Raw genomic sequence first — 25207 nt, forward strand, 5'->3', positions numbered from 1 at the left:
CCTTGATTTAACGACTTTATGTGTCCGGCATTATTGTGATGTGCGCCCCGGCCCGGACCTGACCGGGGCTATATTCATCCCGATGACCTACCGGAAGCCCAGCAATCGCGGTATCACGAGGGCAAGGTCCGACCAGAAGGCAAACAGGAACAGCACGCCAAGCTCGGCCAAAAGGAATGGCCAAAGTTGTGCGGCAATCTTTTCAAGCTTTTCACCAGTGACGGATGACAGGACAAACAGACAGGCCCCGACAGGCGGCGTCATCAGCGAGATGTTGAGTGCCAGGATAAAGATGATCCCGGCATGGATCGGGTCCATGCCGATCTGAACGGTCAGCGGCACCAGAACCGGGGCCAGAATGATCAGGATGGCGTTGATATCCATCACCATGCCGATCATCAAAAGCAGACCGACGATCATGAAGATCACGATATATGGATTTTCCGAAACGCCCAGAACCATGGTCGCGACTTCTTGCGGGATGCGGTTGAAGCTCAGCCACCAGCCAAGGATCGACGCAAAGGCAATGATGACAAAGATCACGCCGGTCACACGTGCCGTGCGCACCAGCATCTTGAAGAAATCAGCAAAACTGAGCGCGCGGTAAACGAACACACCAATGAACAGGGCATAGGCCACGGCAACCGAAGCGGCTTCTGTCGGGGTGACGATCCCGCCAAGGATACCGCCCAGAATGATCAGTGGCATGATCAGTGCGGTTATCGAAGATTTGAAAATCTTCCAGACTTCCAGAAGCGACGCGCGGCGTTCATTTTTCGGCAGGTTCTTGGACCGTGCTGTAACGGCAATCACCGTCATGCAGATCAGGCAGATCATAAGTCCCGGCAGGATACCGGCGGCAAAAAGGCCACCGATCGAAACGCCCATCAGCGATCCATAAACAACCATCAAACCAGATGGCGGAATGGTCGGGCCGATGATCGACCCGGCGGCAGTCACCGCACAGGCATAATCACGGCGATATCCGCGTTCGACCATGGCAGGTACCAGCGTCTTGCCAAAGGCCGCGGCATCGGCAGTTGCAGCCCCGGTAAGACCGGCGAAGAACACTGATGCCAGCATATTGGTATGAGCCAGCCCGCCGCGCATATGCCCGACGAGTGCCTGGGCGAATTTCACCAACCGGCTGGTAATGCCGATATGGTTCATGATTTCGCCAGCCAAAATAAAGAACGGCATGGCAAGGAACGGGAAGACATTCAGCCCGTTAAAGACCTTGCTTGGACCCTGGGACAAAAACATCCCCCCGCCCATGTCAAACAGGCCAACAACGCCTGCCACACCCAGGGCAAAGCCAATCGGCATGCCCAGAACCATCAGAACGACAAAGATAATGGCGACGATCATTCTGCGCCCTCCGCAAGATCAACCGGGACAAAACGGCCCTGATCACGCAAGGCAACGAGGAGGAGCTGAATGGCGGCAAGCAATGCCGAAACAGGCACAGCCGCATAAGGCAGTGCCAGTGACATGCCGAAAATCATTGCCTGACGGCGCATGCCGCCTTGGGCGAAATCAAATCCATAAATGGCAAGGTAAAGGAAGGCTGCGAGCGCAATCAGATCCACCAGAAACAGGATTGTGCGCTGGATCGGCATCGGCAGGCTGAGAACAAACATGCCAATCCCGATATGTTCGCGCCGCGCAATCCCGGCCGAGATCGCCAGAAGTGCCGCCCAGATCATCAGGTAGCGCGCCAGTTCTTCGGGCCATGGCAGTTGCCAATGAAATAAGTATCGGTCAACGACACCCAGCCAGACGTCCAGAACAAGAACAAGCATCAGAACCGCTATGATGCGTTCAACCACCCAATTAAGGCACCGGCTTGCGGTTGCAGCTGTGGTTTCAATACGGCGTAAAGCCATCTCCGCCAAACTCTCCACTGATCAAATGTTATGTAATTTTTCTACATACTGAGGTACATTTTGTAGTTTGTCTACATTATTTATCTCCGAAGTTTCATATTTTTGCTCCTAAATTGACTTTTAAACTGTTATAAGTAGCTTAACTACATTGTGAGATTTCGCAGCGACCCTGTTTCGACCAGACTTTCAAGCAGGAAATTCGCCAATTGGATCAAGGATTAAGACGCCCAGAATCCCAACAACCCAAAGCCCGAAACAGCAACTTCGCCGTCTCGTGCATTGAATAACTACATGGTCGATTTCGACCGGGTTAATGTCGGGCAAAACGATGATATTTGATGTGAGAAAACACGCATGCAGGGCACTTACATGACGCTTAAATTGAAATTGTGGCTATCGCCTGCAAACGGAAATAATGTTAGTTCCCAATAAGGTGTCGGTTTTGACACACCAAACCAGATAGACGGATCAGGTCGATTCCATGCAACAAACCGCCGACATCATCAGCCTGCTGCGCAGCCAGTCCGGCAAATTCCCGAACCGCGAACAACTGGTCGCGGACTATGTCAGCGCACATCTGGAAGATGTCACAACCATTGCCCTTTCCGATCTGGCGAAAAATGTCGGGGTCAGCGAACCCACCGTCATTCGGTTTTGCCGCACATTGGGGTGCGACGGATTTCGCGACTTCAAAATCCGCTTGGCGCAAAACCTTGCTGTCAGCATTCAGTATCTGACATCCGAAGACATTTCAGACGACACAACCGCCGCAGATGTGCTGTCAAACCATGTTCTGGGTGTGATCATCGATAACCTGCGCCTGCTTCGCGATCAGTTATCGTCTGATCAAATTGACCAGGCTGCCGACATTCTGGTCAAGGCACGCCAGGTTGCGTTTTTCGGAGTTGGCGGTGGATCGACCACTGTGGCGTTTGATGCCGCAAACCGCTTCTTCCGGCTGGGCATTCCGGCGCAATCGCAAAGTGATGGTTATTTGCAGCGTATGCTGGCCTCGACCTTTGGCGCAGACGACGTGATATTTGCGATCTCCACCAGTGGTCGCCCGACGGAAATCATCCATTCCGCTGCCATTGCGCGTCAATATGGCGCCAAGGTCATCTCATTGACCAATCCTGACAGTCCGCTTGCCGCTGAAAGTGATCTCGTCATCGCAATCAATATGCCGGAAAACCCCGACATCTATAAACCAACCGCCACACGCCACGCGTTTCTGGCAACAATCGACGTAATCGCGACGGCCGTGGCAAGACGCATGCCCGATCAGGCCAAGGAAAAGCTGCGACGTATTCGCTCGTCGCTTTTGACGGTTAATCCCCCAACCGGGCACCAACCCATTGGCGACTAAGCTAAGGTTTGTGCTGCCTTAGTAATCAAGTCTGAATTGAACGCCAGCCTTGCTATCGATTTCGGTGCTTTCGCTGGTCACACTGATATTTGGTGTGACTTCGATTTCGACTTCGACGCCGCTTGATCCCGGCGTTGAACCGGCCTTGGTGCCGACATAAACCCCCTCTGTCAGGTATTTGCCAACCTTGACCTCCGGCCCGTCTTCGCCGCCACCGACGCGCAGGACATCTGCACCGATAAAGCGCCGGATGCTGCCAACCACATCAAGGCCGCCACCACCGCCAGAAAGTTCGTTCAGGGCACTTGCCAGTTGCACGGCCTCGACTGCCGAAAGGCTGCCTTGGGATTTGCCAAACAGGACCTGAGACAGGATTTCGTCTTCCGGCAGCGACGGATTTGACGACAACACCAGTTCCGGGTCGCTTGACGGCCCCTGGAATCCTGCGGTCACGACCAGATCCTCGGTGGTATAAACCCCTTCGATATCAAGCATCGGATCGGGGGGCGACGCACCTGCAAAGGTAATCTGAGAATCCCGGATCACAAATGTTTTGCCGATGACATCAAGCTGCCCGCGCAGGGCCGATAACTGCCCGGTGATACGTGGATCATCGGTGGTGCCGGAAATCTCAAGTCGACCGCCCCACTCGGAATCAAGTCCCTTGCCACGCACAAACAGACGTCCCGGGATATCAACGGTCACATCAAGATTACCGGTAAAGGCGTCATCCGCTTCCTCTGTATCCTTGGTCTTTTCGGCCTGCGAAGCGTCCGGCAGGTTTTCAATCTCGATGGTCGGAACCGATTCCGGCAAGGCCAGGGTCAGATCGACCTCCCCGCGCTGGACCGACACCGTGCTTTGGATATCGGCCTCCGACTGGGATCCTGTCACGCTGGCTTTTACATCCGCCCAGAATTGCAGTTCATCCTTACGTGATACGGCAACATTGCGCAGATCAGCCGAAACGTCATAGCGCATCTCCCCGCCGTCAAGCAGATCAAGATCAACCGATGCATCAACAGTGCCTTTGCCGCCATCCGTGGCCGTAATGGACGGAATGGAAAGACCCGCCTGATCAAAGGTGCCCTCAAGCGTCATCTGATCAAGGATGGTGCCATATTCGAGGTTTTCATATCGTCCATTGGCAAGCGCAACGTCCCCGTTCCAACGGATATCATCAAGCGTCCCAGTCACATCAAGCGCAAGTTTGATCTTGCCCGACATCTGATGATCGGGTGCCGGGACATAAGGCCAGAATTCGGCAATTTGACCATTCACGCGCACGCGGGCGGAAACCGGCGCGGCAAGATCCGGACTGAATTCCTGTTCAAGCACGGAAATGGCAAGCGGAACATTGCCTTCGGCTGTCAGTGCTTCGACATCGCCATTGCCAAGCGACGCCTGCCCGGCAAGTTTTCCGTCCTCAAGCGTGATATCAAGCCGCATTTCAAAGGGCTTCAGCCCCGCGACTGCCTTTGACGTGATGGCGGAAATGCGGCCATTGACCTGCGCGCTTGGCAAATTCCCGCGTGTTTCTCGCAAGGACGCATCAAGATTTGCGGTCCCGCTCAGCCCGTCAAAACCGGAAATACGCCCCCATGGACCAAGATCAAAATCATTAAGGTGCAGCTCACCCGAAATGGATTTTTGCCCAGCTTTCTGATCAAGGCTTGCGACAAGATGGCCGGTGCCAACGGTCAGGTCGGCGTCGAGTTGCTGCCGCCCGTTTTCACGCAAAACCAGTTCCAGTGGTTTGCGAAGTTCAATCGTCTGATCGCCAATGATCGCTTCAAGCCGATTGGCCGTCACAGCGATATCATTGCCAAGCGACAGATCAGCAGCCAAGTCGGTCGAAATCGGAACATTGCCCTGATAAAGACCTGAACTTGTCAGCGTGATGGCAAGGGCATCCATGCCACCGTCAACGTCAAGGGCAAGCTCGCCAACGGCAATTGATCCGGCAATAATGTCACGGCCATCCAGCTCCGCTGAAATTTCCGGCACGTCAAACGCATTGCTGATCGTCGCAGTCAGTTCGACATCCTCGATCATCGTCGGATTGGTGCCATCTGTGCTTGCCATCCGCAGGCCCTTGGCCGATGCATTTGCCGTAATGCTTTGACGTTGTCCATCCGGACGAAGGGCAATATCGGCCGTCACGGTACCGTTCACCAAGCTCACGCCAAACTGATCGAGAAATTCAGCATCGAGATTTGACAGCGCCACATCACCCCGCATTGGAATGCTGTAATCGGGCAAGGCAATATCGCCACTTAACGCGACATGCTCGCCTTTAAGCGATATCTGCTCAACACGGAGCGCATCTTCGGGCAGGACAAGATTTGCAGCCACTTCGTATGGTCGGTTGGCAAAGGTGAAGTTGCTATTATTGGCAAGCGACAAAACAGCCTGTTCTGACCAAGTCATGCGGCTTGTCAGCACGATATCGGAGAATTCCTGACCCGAAACAGCAAGGCTTGGAACACTCAACTCAAACGTCCCCGTGGGGGCAGTCAGGTCACCTTCAAGATCGGCTGTCAGCTTTGCCGGGGCCATTTCGATGCCCAGATCGGGCGGCACGGCACCAGATGCAATATCAAGTGTGCTTTCAAGCGACAGCTTCTCGAATGCCTCTGTAATGCGAAGCATCAGCGGACCGTCAATCATTGCGGTATCAAGTGCGCTGACATCAACGCTGAGATCAAGATCAGGGGCAAGTGTCACATCGCCTGTGATACGCGGCTCGGAGCCGACGATACGATCAAGATCGGCAATCCCGAAACCGGCCTGACTGGCTGAAACCTCGATCCCGGTTTCCAGACCACTGGCCTCCGACCAGGTCAGGCCGGGCAATGCAACCTGCCCCTGCCCGCGCAGATCAAGCCCCGAAATCGGCGCAAAAATCGCAAGATCACGGATATCGGCCACAATGTTCGACGTTGTGACGACCAGATCCTGATTAACGTCCGCCTGCCCGCGCAGGGCCATATCAGGCGTGTTCAATGCCAGATTACGGATCGAAATATCGGCAAAGTCCGGCGACATCCGCGCATTAAACGACAAGTCCTGCGCCGCCCCCAGAAACGCCCCGATATCCGGATCATCCCAATCCGTGCCGGTTGCGGAAAATGCGACGGTTGCGTCAAGTGGCTCATCCGCGTCATCGGGGGCTGCCATATCGGCCTGCAAGGCGATGTCGCCGATACGCGACACTGGCGTTTTCACATCACGACCATTTACCCGCAGCGCTACACCGGGCATCGAAAGATTGCCATTGGCCTGAACGGAAAGCCCAAGTTCCGCCCATGAAACTGCATCGTCAAGCAGTGCCGACATTGCAGGATCAATATCGGCCGTCAAATCAGCCGCAATCAGGCTGTCTTCAAGGTCAAGTTCCGTTGTGCCAGATAGCGCCAGCACATCTGCCATCGCAATCGAAATGCGATCAAACGAAAGGATTTGTTCTGATTGATCAAATGCCCCGCCAATGCCCAGTGCGACTTCTTTATCCATGCTTGCAGGCAATTGTTCGGTTATGCGTTCCTGCGGTGACAGCGCACCGTCGAGGGTAAATGCCACAACATCCGAAGACAGTTGAACGCCAATGTCACTTGCAAGCGATGCATACCCCGCCGCCGACAGATCAATCTTGCCTTTCCAGTCATTGGCCGGACCATCGCCATTAAGCGCAATCTTGATATCGGTTGCGCTGGCCGGATCAACGCCAGCCAGGGTCATGACAAGCCCTTCGCGCCCCAAGGCGCCATCAATCTCGGCTGCAAGCTGTTGTCCGGGGCCGTCAAAATCCAGATCAAGTTTTATCCGGTCGGTACCGCCATCACGCGGCTGCAAATCCAGAAATGCGGTCGCAGACAGGTTTGTGCCAACCTTTGCCCGCCCATTCAGGCTATAGAGGAAACTGTTGCCGGTAACCTGATCAACAATGGCAATTTCGCCAAGCTCAAGCGCGTCAAGCGAAACCGCCAGCGGCATGGCAAAGCCACCGCTGTCTTCGTCCTCTTCCTCGACCGTTTCCGGTGCGGTGCCGTCGGGCAAAATGACATTGGTCGTTGCCAGTCTGATCTGATTGATTTGCAACCGACCACCCAAAAGTGCCATCGGCGACCAATCAAATTCGATATCATTGATATCAAGGTGCAACCCATCTGTGGCGCGATCCATCGTCACCTGATCAAGGGCCAGTTCAGTCCACAAACTGCCTTCGACCCGGCCAAGCGCAAATTCGCTTTCGGTTGCGGCGGATACGGCCTCGTTGATCATCGGGGTTGCCATCCGCAATACCGGACCGGTCCCGGCAACGGCAATCAGGCCCGCAAGTCCAAGCACAGTCCCGCCCAGACCATAGGCACCATAGCGCAGCCACTTTGTCGAAGAACGGCGCGATGCGGAACGTTTGGGATTATTCGGTGGTGACGTGTCAGACCCGGTCAAAATGCCTGCCCCAGACTGATATAGAATTGAAAATCGTCATCAACGTTGTCGCGTTTATCAAGCGGTACTGCGACATCAAAACGCAGCGGCCCGACGGCGGTGTAATAACGGAAGCCAAGACCGGCAGCCCATAGAAGACTGATGTCTTCGGGTTCGGATCTGGCATACACGTTACCACCTTCGATGAATGGCACGATGCCAAAGCTTTCGGTCACACGGGCGCGGAATTCGGCACCGACTTCCAGTACGGAACGCCCGCCCAGCGGATCATTATCATCATCAAGCGGGCCGACTTTCTGGTATTCGTAGCCCCGGATTGATCCGCCACCGCCGGAATAATAGCGTTTGTTCGATGGCAGGTTGCCGCGATCCTCGCCGATAATGGTACCGGTGCGCGCACGGGCCGCCAGGACATAGTCGCCGTCCTCGTCAATTGACAGGTATTGCGACCCGACGACCGATACGGTGGTGAAACCGGTATCCTTGTCTGTCAGGCCCATATAGGGCGATACGTTGATTTCAAAACGGTTTCCCCGGCTCGGATCAAGGGGATTGTCGGTGTTGTCATGGCGCAAGATGCCCCGCAAACCAGCAAGATAGAATTCCTCATTCGGGGAGTCTGATCCGGTCAGGTCAGAATATTCTGCGGTAACGCCAAACGTGGTTGTCCAGTTTTCCCAAAGCGGACGTTCGATACCGGCAAAGCTGTCCAAGGTTGAGCCCTTATAAGCGTCGGTATCGTTGTTTTTGGCGTTGGCCTCGGCCACAAACGATTGACGACGTTCAAGAAACTGCGGCTTTTTGAATTCTGCCGACAGACCTTGTTCAAGGCTTGAAACATCAATCCCCAGCCGCAGGCGTTCACCAGCACCAAACAGATTGCGATGCTCCCAGAACGCATTTGCCCCTGGGCCTTCGGCGGTCGAGAAATCAAGCCCGCCGCCGATCGAACGCATTTTGCGTTCAACCACTTCGATCTCAACCGGGATTTCGCCATTGTCATTTACCGGACCGGCGACCTTGACGATCACACTGTCAAACAGGTTGGTTTGCGCCAGATCGCGGCGTGTGGTGCGCACCTGATCGGGATGATATTGCTCGCCCGACCGCCAGCTGCGGTATCCTGCGATGAAGTCGGCATCGACGTCCTCTGCACCATTGACGGTGATCTTGCCAAAATCGGCCTGCGGCCCGGTTTCAAAGGCATAATTGATCGTAATGGTTTTTTGCGCGGTGTCGGCCAGTACGGTTCGCTTGCCAGCCTCGACAAGCGGGTAACCCTGTTCGCGCAGGATATCGACACCGTATTGTTCGCCCAGAATGATCGGCTCTGCGGTTGCGCGCTGCCCGATCTCAAGGCGGGTTTTTTCAAGTTCCTTGTCCGTCGCATGGCGTTCCACCACGCGATCAGGGTATGTGATCACAAGGTTCACCGCCGAAATCAGATAAGGCGTTCCGACATCGATATTATAGGTCAGAACCAGTGGGGTTGGCTGTTCGGATGTTGATGCCAATGCATCATCCCCGGACTGGCCATCGGCCGGGTCTTGCTCTGAACCAACTTCAGGCGTGTCTTGGGCTGGCGCGCTCGATGTATCTGCGGCGGCCTTTTCATTAATCTCAAACGTGATCTGCCCGTCATAAAATCCCTTGGATCGAAGAACAGCCTGAAACCGTTCGACGTCGTCTTCGGCACGGCGTTGCAGGCCGGCGCGCGAAGCGGTCGGGCGCGACTGCAAACGGCGCGCCGTACTAACCCCGTCCAACGCCGCAATCAGATTTTCTTCCTGGGGGTCGATGCCGGTGATTTCGACTTCATAGGGGATGGTTTGTTGCAGATCATTTTGCGCAATCTCGCTGTCAGCACCGTCGCCAAAGCCAAGCACACCACTTAAGCCCTCGTCCGAGGTGCACGCCGAAAGCATCGACCCTGCCAGTAAAAGCGGAACGATTGCAAACCTGCGCCTGTGGATCGGAGATGTGTCTAGGATGCGTTTATTCAAACCATCTTGCCCTTGAAAGCTTTGCGCACGCAGTGCAACGTACGCCAACCTGTTTGTTTCTGATCTCTTGTTTATATAAGTGCAAACGATCAGGATGATTAAATGTTTCACAGCAGTCTCTTGAAAACACCTTATTTTCGTTAGGCTCAGGACCTATTAATTTGGTTCGAATGGTTAACCGAATTTGTGCGGATACGCGAAGCAAAACCGCAGGAAGATATACATCTTGCAAGGTTTTACGACAAAGTAGCCCGTGCAAATCCGGTTAATCCGAAGGACAGAGGTTATATTTGCAAACTCCTGCGTCAAATCCCTTGGCCGGGATACCAGCCCGACCTGCGAGCTTTTCCTTGGATTTCACAAATATAACCTCTGCCATTCAAATCAAATTAATAGGTCCTGAGCCTAGACCTGCTGGTCGAGTGTGACCTGTGCCATGATCCATGAAAAAAAGGCATGGCTATGAACAATAAATGCGCTTGCGACGAACGATCTTTGGGCGTACCGGGAGTTGAGCGCAACATATTTACCCTCATCGTAGGAGAGCTGCACAGTGACTTTGCCCCAGACCAATACTGTCATCATACGTGCAGCCGTGCGCGACGACCTTGATGGTCTTTGCGCGCTTGAAAGCGGCAATTTCGAAAGCGACCTGATTTCGCGTGCCTCCTTCTCGCGGTTCCTGCGTCAGGCCAGCGCGCGCCTGCTTGTTGCAGACGCTGGTGATGCCGATCATCCTGAAATTGTCGGGTATGGTTTGCTGTTGCTGCGCACCAATACGGTTACGGCACGGATTTACTCGCTGGCGATTGCAAAAGACTGGCGCGGCAAGGGTTTGGGCACACAGCTTTTGGCTGGCCTTGAAAATCTGGCGATGGATGCGGGATGTACGCGCATGCGCCTTGAAGTGCGTGTGACCAACGAAACGGCGCGCAATCTTTATGAACGCCATGGCTATGTCCGGATTGCCGATCTTCCGGGATATTACGAGGATGGCAGTGATGGCATTCGCCTTGAACACGCACTTTATGATGGCGAAAGCGCTGTCAGCCCGGCTGTTGCCACCGGTGCGCCGCTGATTTTGGTCGACCGTCTGTCGGATCAACGCTTTGCTGTGTCTGGCGCACGTGTCATGCGGGTGCGTGATTATCTGGCACTTGATCATGGTGTGCGCAACCGGCGTGTAATCAACCTTTGCCAGTCCTATGAATATCTTTCGCGTGGTTATTATTGCAGCCTGCTTGCGGCCGCCCGTGCAGAGCGCGTCATTCCCGAGGCCGATGTCCTTTTGGATCTGAACTGGAAGCGCCTTCAGAAAACTGCACGTGCGGAACTCAGCCCGCAAATCATCGAGGCACTGGAAAAATCCGGCCAGACACCTGATCAGGCCCCGGATCATATCGATGTCTATTTCGGGCGGACCGCCAACAAGAAGTTTCGTCAGATTGGCGAACGCGCCTTTGATCAGTTCCGCTGCCCGATCCTGCGTCTGCATCTGAACAAGCAGGACCGCAGAATTTTGCGCGAAATCGAAGCCCCGTCGATCAGCCAGCTTGATGATGACAAACTTGTCGAGTTCGAGGCAGCACTCCGTGCCTATTTGCGCGGGCGCGTGCGCAAGCAGGGCAACGTCACCCCGCCGACCGCCCTTGTCGCGATCCTGCATGACCCGGATGAAGTCCTGCCACCATCAGACAAGGAGGCGCTTGCCAATTTCGTGCAGGCCGCGTCCGATCTGGGGGCAAAGGCCGAACTGATTACCGCCAAGGATTTTCATCATCTTTCGGAATTTGATGCCCTTTTGATCCGCGAAACCACGGCCCTTGATCACCATACCTATCGCTTTGCCAAGCGCGCGGTAAAGGAAGGCATTCCGGTGATTGATGATCCGGACTCGATGCTGCGTTGTACCAACAAGGTCTATCTGGCCGAATTGCTGCGCACACACCGTATCCCGGCACCGAAAAGTGCTATTTTCGATAAGCGCCGCATTCCCGACATCGCAAAGCAATTCAGCTTCCCGTCGGTTCTGAAGGTGCCCGATGGCTGTTTCTCGCGCGGGGTGCGCAAGGTCAAGTCGCCAGACCACCTGAACGAAGTCGCGACCGAGATGTTCAAAAACTCCGAACTTCTCGTCATCCAGGAATATGTCGAAACCACCTTTGACTGGCGTATTGGTGTTTTGGGTGGTGAAGCCATCTTTGCCAGCCGCTATTTCATGGCACCGGGCCACTGGCAGATCGTCAAACACGAAGATGATGGCAAAAGCTATGAGGAAGGCGGGTTTGAAACCCTTGCGGTCGAAGATGCCCCTGCTGACATCGTTGCGACCGCCCTTGCCTCTGCACGTTTGATGGGCGATGGCCTTTATGGCGTGGATGTCAAGGAAACGCCCTATGGCCCGATGGTGATCGAGGTGAATGACAACCCGAATATCGATGCCGGGGTTGAGGATGTGGTTCTGGGCATGGATTTGTATCGCCGGATCATTGCGCACTTGCTGGGCAAGATTGCGCGCCCGTAAGGGCCTCTGCAACATCCCCTAAAAGCAAAAGGCCGGGTTTTCACCCGGCCTTTTTGTCAATGAAGACGGCAGCTTGCAGTTTATCGCGGCCATAACGCGCCATCAGATCAAATTCATGGCGCAGGATCGGCACAGATAGACAATCACTGCCGGTATAGGGTTCATGGTCTTCGCCAATATCGGGATCACTGACATAGACAAACCGGTCATCAAAGCCCGAAACCACCACCCAGTGCGGGATTTTGTCGCCATAAATGCGGTACTGGCTAATCAGGACCAGAGCCATTTTGCCCTGTCTGGTGCGTTCTTCGATCTCGGCAATGCCAAACGGGCCGGTCGTAACCGAAATACCGGCATCAAGTGCCTGTCGGGCAAAGTCGTAATGAACCAGTTCGACCACTTCGCGGTTTTTAGGTTTGCGCACAGTATCAACGAATAACGGCCCATCGCGGCTGCTCAGCACTTCGACGTCAAAGCCGCGCTTGTGCGCCGCCAACGCCAGCCCCAGCGGGCCACAACCGCCGTGCCCGGATGTCATGAAAATCGTGGTGGCTTCGCGCCACAGCGCGATCTCAAGATTACGATCCAGTTCGATATCCTGATCCAGCGCATTCATCGCCATCATCAAGGCCGCCGGACCACAGGTAAATGGCAGGGTCTGGTGATAGAAATGGATGGGCGATGGCAAATGCATGGCATTGGGAACCAATACCTTTTCCATGCGTAGCGCATTGGAATGATCGGGATAATAGTCCGGATAAAGTGCAAATTCGCGATATCCGACTGATTTGAAAAGCCGGATCGCATCCTTGTTTTTCTGGCTGACTTCAAGGCGCAGGATCGGTGTGCCGAAATCAAGGCTGAGTTCTTCGGCCCGTTCAATCAGGGCATGGCCAATCCCCTGCCCGCGCTGATCAGGTGACACCGCCATCGAATAAAGGCGCGCAAGCGCGACGTTGCTGCGAAAAATCACCAGCGCGTAGCCAACAACAACGCCCCCATCCTTGGTGGTTTCGGCCACTGTCAAACGCGCGGTTTCACTGCCGACGAAACGTTTGAAGGCGCGCCGGGTCAGTCGGTCGACTTCAAAGGACCGGTTTTCGATCTCGCACAGGGCGTCGAGATCATCGCTCTTTGCCAGTCGAAATCTGATGTTGGAAAGTTGGTCTGCGTTTGACGTCATACCGGTGCCACTTGATAAAACCATGCCAGATACAGCACGCGCGGACATATCGTCATGAAACGCACAAAAGCAATAGTGCAATTTATGCGATGCTCACTGCGTTTTTTGCACAGCAACGCACCGCATAAGGTGCAAATTCAAACGGCTTAGCCGCGTGCTGCAATCCGCGGTGCCAGCGGCGCCATATCATATCCGGCCTCAGCCGCGGCCTTGACGATATCGCCGACCTGCATCTGCCCGGCATTGGCCAGCGACCAAAGGATGGTGCAACGTGTACCACTGCGGCAATAGGCAAAGATGGGCTTTTCGACGGCAGCCAAATTGGCTGCAAAGGCATCCGCATCCGCGTCCGACACATTGCCACTTGCGACGGGCTGGAAGATCGCCTTCATACCGGCAGCCTCGGCCTTGGCGGCAACTTCGGAAAATGACGGTTGCCCTGGATCTTCGCCATCCGGGCGGTTGCAAATGATGGTTTTGAAACCGGCCGCAGCGATTTCGTCAATCGCAGCAAGCGGCATTTGCGGGGATACAGTCAGTTCATCACTCAGGCGTTTCATTTTTATATTCCGTTCGTCGTTGCTGGTCGCCGTGCCCAAGTGTGGGCATCAACAGCACGTCTATCCAACATACCGCAGAGATCTACGGACGCCAGCATAACGTTCAAACAACAACAGATCGAACGGAATATTCCGGTTTCAAACGCCGTTTATTACCTTATTTGGAAAGCGGGCAGGTCCGCAGGCCAAACAGCATGTAAAGCGGGCAGAAACGCAGTGCCGCAGTCGCCAGCATGACAACACCGGCAGCAATCATCACCCAGCCGTAAACGCCGTACGCCATGCCGCCACCTTCGGGCGCGGCCGAAACAAACGGAATGGCCAGCAAAACAACACCGGCAATCGCACGGACAACACGGTCCAGGGTTCCAACATTCGCCATAACTTCCTCCTTGGGAAAAGCTCTGATGGAGTGATTTATAACATTATAATCCAATCGATTACTTTGATACTTATCAATCGCCTCCATGCGGATCGGTACTTTGGCCGATGCCCTGTTTCGTGGCTTGCCCAATGGTTGCAAGCATGCCAAAAGTTCAAAACCCAAATGATATCAAGCTCCTCAGGAAACGCGCAGATATGAGTAACACCGCAAAGGCCGTCCCGGATTTTCCGTCATGGCGTCAAACCAATCCGAATGGTGTGTTTTCAGATTGGCTGAAGGCATCCTGTGCGGATCAATGGCGTGCGGTAACCCACCATGTCTTTACCGATGCCTGGGGTGACGCCGCGCTTCCCAAGGCCAATCTTGAAAACTACCTTATTCAGGATCACCGGTTTATTGATCGGTTTGTTGCCCTGTTGGCCGCGGCCGTATCGCGTGCACCACGCCTGAAGGATCGCATTCCGGGGTGTCAGTTCCTTGCACTGGTCACGGGCGAAGAAAACACCTATTTCGAACGATCCTTTGCCGCCCTTGGCGTATCCGATGATGCGCGTGAAAACATGCCTGACTGGCAGGCAACAGCAGCGTTCAAGCAGCTTATGAAAGACGCCACGGACAGCAACAGTTACGCCAATATGCTGGCCGTTCTGGCGGTTGCCGAGGGCACCTATCTTGGTTGGGCGGATCGGGTCAACAAGGCCATCGCCAATCGCCCCGATGAATTCTGGTACGCCGAATGGATTGATCTTCATATCGGGGCGTATTTCGAAAGTGTGGTTGCCTATCTGAATACCCAACTGGATCAGGTCGGACCGCCCCTGTCAGCTGAAGAACGCGCCGAATGCCTGTCCTATTTCAAACGTGCAACCGATCTTGAATGTCAGTTCTTTGATACGGCATGGGGACCACAAGAATGATCACAATTCGTCCGTTTATGGACAGTGATGCCAAGGCCTTGGTCGAAATTTATCGCCACTCCGTTACGGAAATCGGCCCCAACGCCTATAACCCCGAACAGGTTGCGGTGTGGGCAAAGCTGCTGCCGACACCGGAACGGTTTCTCGAAATCATGACAGATGGACGGTTCAGTCTTGTCGCGGTTGATGACAATGATCAGGTTGTCGCCTTTGGCGATGTCGAGGCCAATGGCCATATCGGGTTTCTGTATGCCCTGCCCGATTTTGCGGGCAAAGGCATTGTGACAAAGCTGTACGACGCGCTTGAAGCGCACGCGTGTAAACAGGGTATTGGCAAGCTTTATTCCGAGGCCAGTGAATTTGCTAAATCCTTCCTGCTTAAACAGGGCTTTAGCGTTGTGGAACGCCGCGATTTCGAAGTCGCTGGCGTCCCCATCCACAATTACGCAGTTGAAAAGCGCCTGCGCGTGCCGCGCTGAACCAAATCACCGCATCACACATAAAAAAGGCTGCCATCCGGCAGCCTTTTTCTCTAGTCGCGCAGGCCACGCTTGGCGGCCCCCAAAACACGATCAATAAACACATCCGACTGCCCGATATAATTGACCGGGTTACGGATATGCGCCCAATCCACCGGGGCGTCGGTCAGTTTTGGCAATTCATCAAACAGGTTCGATGCGTTTTCTGCCGACTTGGCAATCGCCTCCTTGACCAGTTTATCCGCCACATCGCGGCCAAGGTGATCAGCCAGCGCAAATGTCGCGGCCTCTGCCAGCATCGCCCCGCGTGACAGTTCAAGGTTTTCGGCCATCCGGTCTGCATTGATTTTAAGATCCGGCACCATATCAACCGCTTGCGCAAGTGCCGCACCAGTTGCTGTAATGATCTGCGGCAAGGTCAACCATTCCAGAAGCCAGCTTGCCCCGCTTCGTTCATGATCGTGCAATTGCGCCTGGGCAAAGGTACCAAGCAACCCGGCATTGAAGCGTGCCAGTGTCACCAGCATTTCCGCCTGCACCGGGTTGGATTTATGCGGCATGGTCGATGACCCACCACCCTTGCCCGGTTGAACCTCGGCAATTTCGGACTGTGCCAGCAGAACCAAGTCCTGCCCCATCTTGCCAAGCGCGCCGGTTAACGCTGTTAACTGACTTGCAAAATCAACAAGGACGTCACGCTGCGCATGCCAGGGCATATCAGCAAGCGGAAGATCAAGTTCTTCGGAAAGATTGCTTTCGACATCTGCGGCCTTCACCCCGATCGAGGCCAATGTCCCCGCAGCGCCGCCGAAAGAAATCCGCAACAAATCTGATGACAGGCTATCAATCCGGTGATCAATCCGTACAAGCGGTGCGAGCCATCCGGCAGCCTTGAGACCAAAGGTGGTGGGGACAGCCTGTTGGGACCGCGTCCGCCCGATCATCACCGTTGTGCGATGGGTGTCGGCATGGACAGACAGCGCCTTGGCCAGTTTGCGAATGCGGCGACGAATGATCGCAACCGCATCGCGCAACTGCAGGACAAGGGCCGTATCAACCACATCCTGACTGGTGGCACCGAAATGAACATATCGTGCGTCTTCGCCGCCAATTTCCGCCTTTAGCGCCTTGACCAGTGCCGGTACTGGCACACCGGCACTTGCCGTCGGGCCAGCAAGCGTTGCCGGGTCGGGATTAAAATCCCGGCAGACTTCGGCGATGCGGATCGCACTTTGTTGCGGGATCACACCTGCGCGCGCTTCCGCTGCTGCAAGGGCCGATTCAAAAAGCAGCATGGATGCAATCTGTGCCCGGTCATCAAACAGGGCCGCGATCTCCGGATCGGAAAACAGATTTCCAAGCAGGGCTGAGTCAAAGGGCGAAACGCTCATCAGGGTTCATCCACCGTTCAAACAGGTGTGAAATCAAGTCGATAGTGTCGCGCCAGCAACCATCTTGGTCAATAACGCAAAAAGAAGCCCCTGCCCGTCAACCGGCACAGGGGCACCTTTTCAAAGATCAATCAGCCATTAGCCTTAAACAGCTTCAAGCGCAATCGCGATACCCTGACCGACACCAATGCACATGGTTGCCAATGCCCGCTTGCCACCGGTACGCTTCATCTGAAGCGCTGCAGTGCCGGCAATACGCGCACCCGACATGCCCAGTGGATGCCCAAGGGCAATCGCACCACCATTCGGGTTTACTCGTGCATCGTCATCGGCAATGCCAAGATCACGAAGCGTTGCCAGCCCCTGGGATGCAAAGGCCTCGTTCAGTTCGATCACGTCAAGCTGATCGGTTGACCAGCCAAGACGTGCGAGAAGTTTTTTCGATGCCGGTGCCGGGCCAAAGCCCATGATACGCGGTGCAACACCCGCAGTCGCACCACCAACCACGCGTGCAATCGGGGTCAGGCCGTATTTCTTGACCGCTGCCTCGGATGCGATGATCAGGGCCGCGGCCCCGTCATTGACACCCGATGCGTTGCCAGCCGTGACCGAACCGCCTTCGCGGAACGGGGTCGGCAGTTTGGCAAGCTTTTCGGCCGTGGTGCCCGGACGCGGATGTTCATCCTTGTCCACGACAATGGCATCCCCTTTACGCTGCGGAATGGTGACCGGGGTGATTTCCGCGGCCAGATTGCCATTTTCCTGTGCGGCAACCGCCTTGTCCTGCGACCGGGCGGCAAAGGTATCCTGGTCTTCGCGCGAGATGTTGAAATCCTCGGCAACGTTTTCACCGGTTTCAGGCATGGAATCCACGCCGTACTGTTTCTTCATCACCGGGTTGACGAACCGCCAGCCGATGGTGGTGTCATAAATTTCCGCATTGCGCGAAAATGCCGACGTTGCTTTTGGCATGACAAACGGCGCACGTGACATGCTTTCAACGCCACCGGCAATCATCAGATCGGCTTCGCCCGATTTGATGGCGCGGGCCGCCATGATGATCGCATCCATGCCCGAACCGCAGAGTCGGTTGACCGTGGTTCCGGTCACTGTTTCCGGAAGCCCTGCCAAAAGCGAAGACATACGCGCAACGTTGCGGTTGTCTTCGCCGGCCTGGTTGGCACAGCCAAAGATGACATCATCAACAGCGGCAAAATCCAGATCCGGATTGCGGTCGATCAGCGCCTTAAGCGGAACAGCGCCAAGATCATCGGCGCGCACCTGCGACAGGCTGCCGCCAAAGCGGCCAATCGGGGTGCGGATATAATCGCAAATATATGCGTCAGCCATTTCTAAGATCCTTGTTATTGCTCTTACTGCTGGTCCCCGTGGGCCCTGGCGGTACGAGCATGCAGTTCACGCAGAACCTGCAATTCTTTCTCGGACGGGATCGCAGTTTCGGCGACTTCGTCGGCAAACTCAACATCCCAACCGGTATTTTCGATGATTTCTTCGCGGGTTACGCCCGGATGGATCGAGGTCACAACGAATTGCTTGCCCACCGGATGCGGTTCCATGATGCAAAGATCCGTGATCAGACGCGAAGGACCTTTGGTATCAACGCCGTAAGATGCACGATCATTGCCCCCCTTGCCGTGACCAAGCGATGTCACGAAATCGATCTTTTCGACAAAGCCACGTTTGCTTTGCTTCATCACCAAAAAGACTTCACCACAGCTGGTCGCGATTTCCGGCGCACCACCACCACCCGGCAGGCGGACTTTGGGGTTGTCGTAATCACCGATCACGGTGGTATTGATGTTGCCATACTTGTCAAGCTGGGCTGCACCAAGGAAACCAACCGAAATCTTGCCGCCCTGAAGCCAGTAGCGGAACATTTCCGGCACGGCGACAGTGTTCACAGCGGTTTCACACAGCTCGCCATCACCGATCGACAGCGGCAGAACATCCGGTTTGGTACCGATCGTGCCGCTTTCATAAATCAGGGTGATGTCAGGCGCATGGGTCAGGCGTGCCAAGTTACACGCAGCCGACGGCATCCCGATGCCAACAAAGCACACATCGTCATTTTTAAGCGCGCGTGCGGCGGATACCGTCATCATTTCAGTCGGGGTATATTCAACCATGATTTTTCCTCCGCTTAGCCTTTATTTGCTTCACGCTTGGCCGCGAAATCTTCGGGACCGCCATTAATGACATGCTCTTCGAGCCAGGCCTGGAACGTTTCGCGATCACGTGCAATCGGATCCCATGCCTTATAGAACGCGTTGTCGCGCTTGTAATATCCTTGGGCGTAGGACGGATGCGCCCCACCCGGCACCTCAACAATCGCCGTTACCGCCCAGTTCGGCAGCATCACGGCATTGGGCGAAATATCGCCGAAATCATCAACGATCTCTTCTACGGTGATGATGGATTTCTTGGCCGCCAGAACGGCTTCTTTCTGCACACCGACAATACCTTCAAACAGGACGTCGCCCTTTTTGTTGGCTTTCTGGGCATGTACCACGGTGACGTCCGGGCGGATCGCCGGAACAGCCGCCAGGCTTTCACCGGTGAACGGGCATTCAATGAATTTGATGTTCGGGTTTACGCGCGGCAATTCCGCCCCGCGATAGCCCTTAAATACTGCGCAAGGCAGGCCAGCCGCACCGGCGTCATAGGCATTTGCCATGGCTGCGTGGCTGTGTTCTTCGATCTCAAGCTTGGTCGGCCAGCTCTTTTCATAGGCATCGCGCAGACGGTGCAACGAGCCGACACCGGGGTTCCCGCCCCAGGAAAAGATCAGTTTCTTGGCACAACCAGCCCCGATCAACTGATCATAGATCACATCAGGCGTCATGCGGACCAAGGTCAGGTTCTTGATGCCCTGCCGGATAATCTCGTGCCCTGCGGCGTGCGGAATCAGATGGGTAAAGCCTTCCATCGAGATGGTGTCGCCATCCTTGACGCAGGATGCGACCGCCTCTTTAAGCGACATGAAACGTGCAACCACGGCAAAACTCCTGTGGTATCAATCCAAAAAATTACGAGTGCGAGAAATGAGGTCGATGGCTGCGACCGCCGGCTTTCCCCAAAGCGGCCGACGCAGCCATCGGGCCAGATCGACTTACACGTCGAAGAACACGGTTTCAGCATTCCCCTGCATGTGAATATCGATCCGGTATTCAATCCCCGTCGGGGTTTCGACACGCTTGGCAATCAGGGTGTCGCGACGATCCGCTGGTACAGACTGCAAAACAGGGTCCTTGGCATTCAGATCTGCCTCGTCGTCGAAGTAAAAACGGGTAAAGGCGTGAACCAGCATGCCACGCATAAAGACGATGACATTGACAAACGGCGCCTCGGCGTCGGCAACAACACCCGGCTTTACCGTATCAAACCAGAAGCGTAGCTTGGCATCCGTGCCTGTACCGCAACGGCCAAGCCCGCGGAAACCGGTATCAGCCACATCAATCGGCTTTTCGTTGTAATTGCCGTCGGCATCGGCTTGCCAGATTTCGATCATCGCATCGTTGACCGGATTGCCATCGCCATCAAAGACAGTACCGGTGATGCGGATATGTTCACCCTTGGCATCCGGACCGGCAACGGTCGGATCGGCGATGTCGGTAAAGTCGTATGCGTACTGGCCTGCAGTCAAGCCATAGGCGAAATACGGACCAACCGTCTGTGAGGGGGTTTCACCATAAGCCATGACTTAATTCTCCATCGGGGTGCCGTTGCGTCCACGCAGGACAATGTCGAACTGATAACCAAGGGCAAAGCCTTCCTCGGTCTTATCGATCGAGAATTTGGCAATCAGCCGTTCACGGGCTGCTGCGTCCTCGGTGCCGAGGAAAATCGGATCAAGATCTAGCAGCGGATCACCCGGGAAATACATCTGGGTTACAAGACGGGTGGCAAAGCCCGGACCAAACAACGACAGGTGGATATGGTTCGGACGCCACGCATTGAAGTGGTTGCCCCACGGATAGGCGCCCGGTTTGATGGTATAGAATTTGTAATTGCCCTGATCATCGGTAAAGCAACGCCCCGACCCGCGGAAGTTCGGATCCAGCGGTGCATCATGCTGATCGACCTTGTGCACGTAACGGCCTGCTGCGTTCGCCTGCCAGACTTCGACCAGGATATTGGGTTGCGGACGACCATCGGTATCCATCACCCGACCATGCACGACAATACGTTCGCCAAGCGGCTCGCCATTGACGACACCGTTTTTGGTCAGATCGAAATCCAGTTCACGCACGCTTGCCGGGGCAAAGCGTGGACCGGTGCCTTCGGTCAAACCCGATTTGATGGCAAGTGGTGCTTGGGTCGGACCACGCAACAGGGTCGATTTGTAACCGGGTGCGATATAGGGGGCGTGGGAGCCCCAGTCACGCGGTTTAAAGGTGGACATGAGGCTTACTCTCCCTTGGGTGTCGCGTCTGATGCCGCGTCGATCTCGGCATAGGTTTGTTTGGCAATGCGGAAGGCCGTATTGGCGGCAGGAACGCCGGCATAAACCGCAACATGCATCAGGGTTTCACGGATATCCTCGCGCGTTGCCCCGGTATTCAAGGTCGCCCGGATATGCATCGCAAGTTCTTCTTCATGGCCAAGCCCTGCAAGCAGCGCGATGGTCACGATAGAACGTTCACGCTTGGTGAAGGCGTCGCTTGTCCAGACACCGTTCCAGACATTCTCGGTGATATAGCGCTGAAAACCTTCGTCGATTTCCGTAATTTTTTGGGTGGCGCGATCCACATGTGCATCGCCCAGAACGGAACGGCGGGTTTTCATGCCAACGTCATACCGGCTCTCAGACAAGGTTCTTCTCCTTGGTAAATCGGTCGATCAACCGGGTCAGCAATTCCGGGGTTTCGATGCATGGCAGATGCCCGACCCCGTCAATCAATTCGAATTCGGCATTGGGGATCATTGATGCCATGGCGCGCACCACATCGGGCGGCGTTGCCAGATCTTCCGATCCACAGATACATAATGTCGGCACTGCAATTTTCGCTGCTGCATCGCGCAGATCACCATCGCGCAGCGCAATACAGGTCCCGACGTAACCCTCAATCGTGGTGCGTACCAGCATGTCGCGATACATCGCGGTTTCGAGAACCCGTTCCTTGCGGAAGGTCGGCGACAGCCAGCGTTCCATGATCGCATCGCCCATGGATGCAATCCCGTCGGCCTTGATCGCCTCGATCCGGGTGTTCCAGCTGTCATAATCGCCAAGCTTGGCGGCGGTATCACACAGGATCAGACCCCGCACACGGTTTGGCACCAGCTCGGTCACTTTCTGGGCGATCAGACCGCCAACAGACAGACCGCAAATGATCACCTGATCAAGGCCAAGGTAATCAAGCAACCCGATCAGATCATTGGCATGCAGCGCGACGTCATAGGGCGCATCGCCAATACCCGACAGGCCATGCCCGCGTTTGTCATAGGTAACAATGTTGAACGTTGATGAAAGCGTATCAACGACATCATCCCAGATGCGAAGATCCGTCCCCAGAGAATTTGCAAAGACCAGTGCCGGACCGTTTTTCGGGCCTGACTGGCTGTAATGAATGTGTGTCCCGTTGACTGGGGCGACTTGCAGACTCATTATCGTTTCCACCCTGCTTGTTTGCCCTCACATTCGCAGATGGTTTTGGTTATGTAAAATGAGGAATTGCGTAATTTGCATAACTATATAATTATGCATGAACCAGCCATAAGAACATTCTAAACTGTTGATGTATAGGGCACCCATGCTTGATCAACGCATTAAATTCCGCCATCTGACCTGCTTTCTTGAGGTCGCGCGCCAACGCAGTGTCGTCAAGGCAGCCGATACGCTTTCGATCACCCAACCCGCTGTTTCCAAAACCATTCGCGAGCTTGAAGAACATCTTGATGCGCGGCTGTTTGACCGATCAAAGCGCGGTGTCACCCTGACAGATTTCGGCAAGGTATTCCTGCGTTATGCCGGGGCAAGTGTCACAGCACTTCGCCAGGGTGTCGACAGCATCAGTCAGGTGCGCATGCAAGGCGGGCTTTCGATCAATCTTGGGGTTCTGCCCACAGTTGCCGCCAGTGTGATGCCCAATGCCATCCGGCATTTCAAAACACTCAGCCCCGATACCACGGTCAAGGTCGTGGCAGGTCCGAATGTGATGTTGATGGGGCAATTACGGGTGGGTGAACTTGATCTGGTGGTCGGACGACTGGCCGAACCGGATCAGATGTCGGGATTGTCGTTCATACATTTATATTCCGAGCACATTTCGCTGGTGGCGCGGCCGGGCCATCCGTTGCTGGCCGACAAGAACCCGGACCTTACCCGCATTCGGGAATTCACCGTTCTGGTGCCGCCGAAACACGCGATCATTCACCCCACGGTCGACAAGATGCTGATTGCGCATGGCATTGGTGCGATCCCCGACCGTATCGAAACCGTTTCGACATCTTTCGGGCGTGCTTTTACGCGTGAAACCGATGCGATCTGGATCATTTCGAACGGGGCTGTGGCATCCGACATTGCCGAAGGGCATCTGGTCGAACTGCCGATCGATACCAGCGATACCTTTGGTCCCGTTGGGTTGACGACCAGAATTGATTCGCCAATTTCGCCGCCGGTTGAAATGCTGATCAATGCTGTACGCGAAGAAGCACAACGTCATCACAGTGCACAGGCAGGGGCGAAAGGATAATCATTTGGTTATGGATATGTGCTTACATATCATTATACATAACCATCACGTACCGATTAGATTGCCCTTAATTCGACATGGCTGAAATGCGCCAAACGCACGTCATGTGATAAAAAGAAGAACAAAAACAATAACAAAAAGAACTCTTGGAAAACTTCGCACGCTAGATGCGCATCGTGGCTGAACGTTTGTCAGCGCAATGAACGCGACAAGACGTTCAAAGGAGGAAGAGAATGAAACAGATCACCAAATTGCTTGCCGGTGCAGCTGTCGCGACGATGGTGTCGTTCGGCGCACACGCACAGGAAGTCACCCTGACCGTCCACCATTTCCTGGGTCCGAAAGCACCGGCCCAGTCGAAAATGATTGAACCGTGGGCCAAGAAAATCGAAGAAGAATCAAACGGCCGTATCAAGTTTGAAATCTTCCCGTCCATGTCGCTGGGCGGCAATCCGCCGGAACTGTATCGTCAGGTCCGTGACGGCGTTGCCGACATCGTCTGGACCCTTCCGGGTTATACCCCGGGCGTCTTCCCGCGCCTTGAAGTGTTTGAACTTCCGGGTGTTCACCTTGGCGATGCACGTGCAACCAACCTTGCGATGTGGGATCTTCGTGATGAATATGCCGAAGACCTTACCGACATCCACCCGCTTGCCGTTCACGTGCATGCCGGTCAGGCCATCCACCTGACCAGCAAGGAAGTCCGTACGGTCGATGACGTCAAGGGCCTGAAGCTGCGTACCCCGACCCGTACCGGTTCCTGGGTGATTGAATCCTGGGGTGCCGAGCCCGTTGGCATGCCGGTTCCGGCCCTTCCGCAGGCCATGTCGCTTGGCGTGGTTGATGGCGGCCTGGTGCCGTTCGAAGTTGTGCCGCCGCTGAAGCTGGCTGAACTGATTTCCTATTCTGTTGAAGGCGAAGGCGTAAATTCACGCTTTGGCACCTCGACCTTCCTGTTTGCGATGAACAAGGACCGGTATGAGAGCCTGCCCGATGACCTGAAAGAAATCATCGACCGTAACTCCGGCCGTGATTTTGCTGCTGAAATCGGTGACGTGTTCAACGGCGTTGAAGAAGTCGGCAAGCGCATGGTCAACGAAGGCAAAGGCCAGGTCGTTCAGATCACCGCTGCCGAAAAGGCAACCTTTGACGATGCGTCCGCATCTGTTGTGGATCGCTGGATCGAAGAAGCCAAATCCAACGGCATCGATGGCGCGAAACTTGTCGAAGATGCCAAGGCCGCTGTTCAGAGCCACACCAAGTAACATCCCGACGTTGCTGGTAAATCTTGTGGGGTCACGTATCATGGCGATACGTGACCCTCTGTTCCCGCAAGAATGTTAGA

Annotated in this window: 21 protein-coding genes; 6 read left to right on the forward strand and 15 right to left on the reverse strand. The window is 54.9% G+C overall.

Annotated features, from left to right (window positions below):
- Positions 1-87: 87 nt before the first annotated feature.
- Positions 88-1368 (reverse strand): TRAP transporter large permease, encoded by a 1281-nt coding sequence (locus FHI25_RS12395; protein ID WP_210518126.1) that lies wholly within the window; start codon positions 1366-1368, stop codon positions 88-90.
- Positions 1365-1886, reverse strand: a complete 522-nt coding sequence (locus FHI25_RS12400) for a TRAP transporter small permease subunit (RefSeq protein WP_008891881.1) — start codon at positions 1884-1886, stop codon at positions 1365-1367. Before FHI25_RS12400 ends, FHI25_RS12395 begins: the two co-directional genes overlap by 4 nt.
- A gap of 481 nt (positions 1887-2367) precedes the next feature.
- Between FHI25_RS12400 and FHI25_RS12405 the strand changes: the two genes are divergently transcribed.
- Positions 2368-3252, forward strand: coding sequence for a MurR/RpiR family transcriptional regulator (locus FHI25_RS12405; RefSeq protein ID WP_210518128.1), 885 nt, complete (start codon positions 2368-2370; stop codon positions 3250-3252).
- Between the two features lie 18 nt (positions 3253-3270).
- Here FHI25_RS12405 and FHI25_RS12410 read toward each other — a convergent pair whose 3' ends face one another.
- Positions 3271-7707, reverse strand: coding sequence for a translocation/assembly module TamB domain-containing protein (locus FHI25_RS12410; protein ID WP_210518130.1), 4437 nt, complete (start codon positions 7705-7707; stop codon positions 3271-3273).
- Positions 7704-9632 (reverse strand): autotransporter assembly complex family protein, encoded by a 1929-nt coding sequence (locus FHI25_RS12415; RefSeq protein WP_210518131.1) that lies wholly within the window; start codon positions 9630-9632, stop codon positions 7704-7706. The genes FHI25_RS12410 and FHI25_RS12415 overlap by 4 nt, the downstream gene beginning before the upstream one ends.
- A gap of 631 nt (positions 9633-10263) precedes the next feature.
- Between FHI25_RS12415 and FHI25_RS12420 the strand changes: the two genes are divergently transcribed.
- A complete protein-coding gene (locus FHI25_RS12420; protein WP_063086906.1) occupies positions 10264-12234 on the forward strand; it encodes a GNAT family N-acetyltransferase in 1971 nt (656 codons plus the stop codon).
- Between the two features lie 40 nt (positions 12235-12274).
- Here the strand turns inward: FHI25_RS12420 and FHI25_RS12425 are convergent, their stop codons facing one another.
- The 3 genes from FHI25_RS12425 to FHI25_RS12435 all read right to left on the reverse strand — a co-directional run bounded on the left by FHI25_RS12425 (position 12275) and on the right by FHI25_RS12435 (position 14359).
- Entirely contained in the window at positions 12275-13417 is a 1143-nt protein-coding gene (locus tag FHI25_RS12425; protein ID WP_246879055.1) for a peptidase C39 family protein, read from the reverse strand.
- A gap of 146 nt (positions 13418-13563) precedes the next feature.
- Positions 13564-13977 (reverse strand): TIGR01244 family sulfur transferase, encoded by a 414-nt coding sequence (locus FHI25_RS12430; protein WP_210518135.1) that lies wholly within the window; start codon positions 13975-13977, stop codon positions 13564-13566.
- A gap of 157 nt (positions 13978-14134) precedes the next feature.
- Positions 14135-14359: a DUF2892 domain-containing protein gene (locus FHI25_RS12435; protein ID WP_120225922.1), complete on the reverse strand. Its 225-nt coding sequence runs from the start codon at positions 14357-14359 to the stop codon at positions 14135-14137.
- Between the two features lie 197 nt (positions 14360-14556).
- Here FHI25_RS12435 and FHI25_RS12440 point away from each other — a divergent pair, with 197 nt between their 5' ends.
- Both FHI25_RS12440 and FHI25_RS12445 read left to right on the forward strand, forming a co-directional pair.
- Positions 14557-15279 carry a TenA family protein gene (locus tag FHI25_RS12440; protein WP_210518137.1) on the forward strand — a complete coding sequence of 241 codons (723 nt, stop codon included), beginning with the start codon at positions 14557-14559 and terminating at the stop codon, positions 15277-15279.
- The gene (locus FHI25_RS12445; RefSeq protein WP_210518139.1) at positions 15276-15758 is read left to right on the forward strand and encodes a GNAT family N-acetyltransferase; all 483 of its coding nucleotides are present in this window, start codon (positions 15276-15278) and stop codon (positions 15756-15758) included. The genes FHI25_RS12440 and FHI25_RS12445 overlap by 4 nt, the downstream gene beginning before the upstream one ends.
- Positions 15759-15811: 53 nt before the next feature.
- Here FHI25_RS12445 and pcaB read toward each other — a convergent pair whose 3' ends face one another.
- The 8 genes from pcaB to pcaD all read right to left on the reverse strand — a co-directional run bounded on the left by pcaB (position 15812) and on the right by pcaD (position 22775).
- Positions 15812-17149 carry a 3-carboxy-cis,cis-muconate cycloisomerase gene (gene pcaB, locus FHI25_RS12450; protein WP_210518141.1) on the reverse strand — a complete coding sequence of 446 codons (1338 nt, stop codon included), beginning with the start codon at positions 17147-17149 and terminating at the stop codon, positions 15812-15814.
- A gap of 144 nt (positions 17150-17293) precedes the next feature.
- Entirely contained in the window at positions 17294-18499 is a 1206-nt protein-coding gene (gene pcaF, locus FHI25_RS12455; protein ID WP_210518144.1) for a 3-oxoadipyl-CoA thiolase, read from the reverse strand.
- A gap of 23 nt (positions 18500-18522) precedes the next feature.
- A complete protein-coding gene (locus tag FHI25_RS12460) occupies positions 18523-19296 on the reverse strand; it encodes a CoA-transferase subunit beta (protein ID WP_197147338.1) in 774 nt (257 codons plus the stop codon).
- Positions 19297-19310: 14 nt separating this feature from the next.
- The gene (locus FHI25_RS12465; protein ID WP_008891894.1) at positions 19311-20165 is read right to left on the reverse strand and encodes a CoA transferase subunit A; all 855 of its coding nucleotides are present in this window, start codon (positions 20163-20165) and stop codon (positions 19311-19313) included.
- 114 nt (positions 20166-20279) lie between these two features.
- Positions 20280-20867, reverse strand: coding sequence for a protocatechuate 3,4-dioxygenase subunit alpha (gene pcaG, locus FHI25_RS12470; protein ID WP_210518147.1), 588 nt, complete (start codon positions 20865-20867; stop codon positions 20280-20282).
- 3 nt (positions 20868-20870) lie between these two features.
- Positions 20871-21572, reverse strand: coding sequence for a protocatechuate 3,4-dioxygenase subunit beta (pcaH, locus tag FHI25_RS12475; RefSeq protein ID WP_008891896.1), 702 nt, complete (start codon positions 21570-21572; stop codon positions 20871-20873).
- A 5-nt stretch (positions 21573-21577) separates the two neighbouring features.
- Positions 21578-21982 (reverse strand): 4-carboxymuconolactone decarboxylase, encoded by a 405-nt coding sequence (pcaC, locus tag FHI25_RS12480; RefSeq protein ID WP_210518149.1) that lies wholly within the window; start codon positions 21980-21982, stop codon positions 21578-21580.
- The gene (gene pcaD / locus FHI25_RS12485; RefSeq protein WP_210518152.1) at positions 21975-22775 is read right to left on the reverse strand and encodes a 3-oxoadipate enol-lactonase; all 801 of its coding nucleotides are present in this window, start codon (positions 22773-22775) and stop codon (positions 21975-21977) included. The genes pcaC and pcaD overlap by 8 nt, the downstream gene beginning before the upstream one ends.
- A gap of 145 nt (positions 22776-22920) precedes the next feature.
- Here pcaD and pcaQ point away from each other — a divergent pair, with 145 nt between their 5' ends.
- Both pcaQ and FHI25_RS12495 read left to right on the forward strand, forming a co-directional pair.
- Positions 22921-23862, forward strand: a complete 942-nt coding sequence (gene pcaQ / locus FHI25_RS12490; RefSeq protein WP_210518154.1) for a pca operon transcription factor PcaQ — start codon at positions 22921-22923, stop codon at positions 23860-23862.
- 233 nt (positions 23863-24095) lie between these two features.
- A complete protein-coding gene (locus FHI25_RS12495) occupies positions 24096-25127 on the forward strand; it encodes a TRAP transporter substrate-binding protein (RefSeq protein ID WP_063086897.1) in 1032 nt (343 codons plus the stop codon).
- Positions 25128-25207 lie beyond the last annotated feature (80 nt).

Origin of the sequence: Thalassospira sp. ER-Se-21-Dark, assembly GCF_017922435.1 — a bacterium.
Taxonomy (GTDB): Bacteria; Pseudomonadota; Alphaproteobacteria; order Rhodospirillales; family Thalassospiraceae; genus Thalassospira.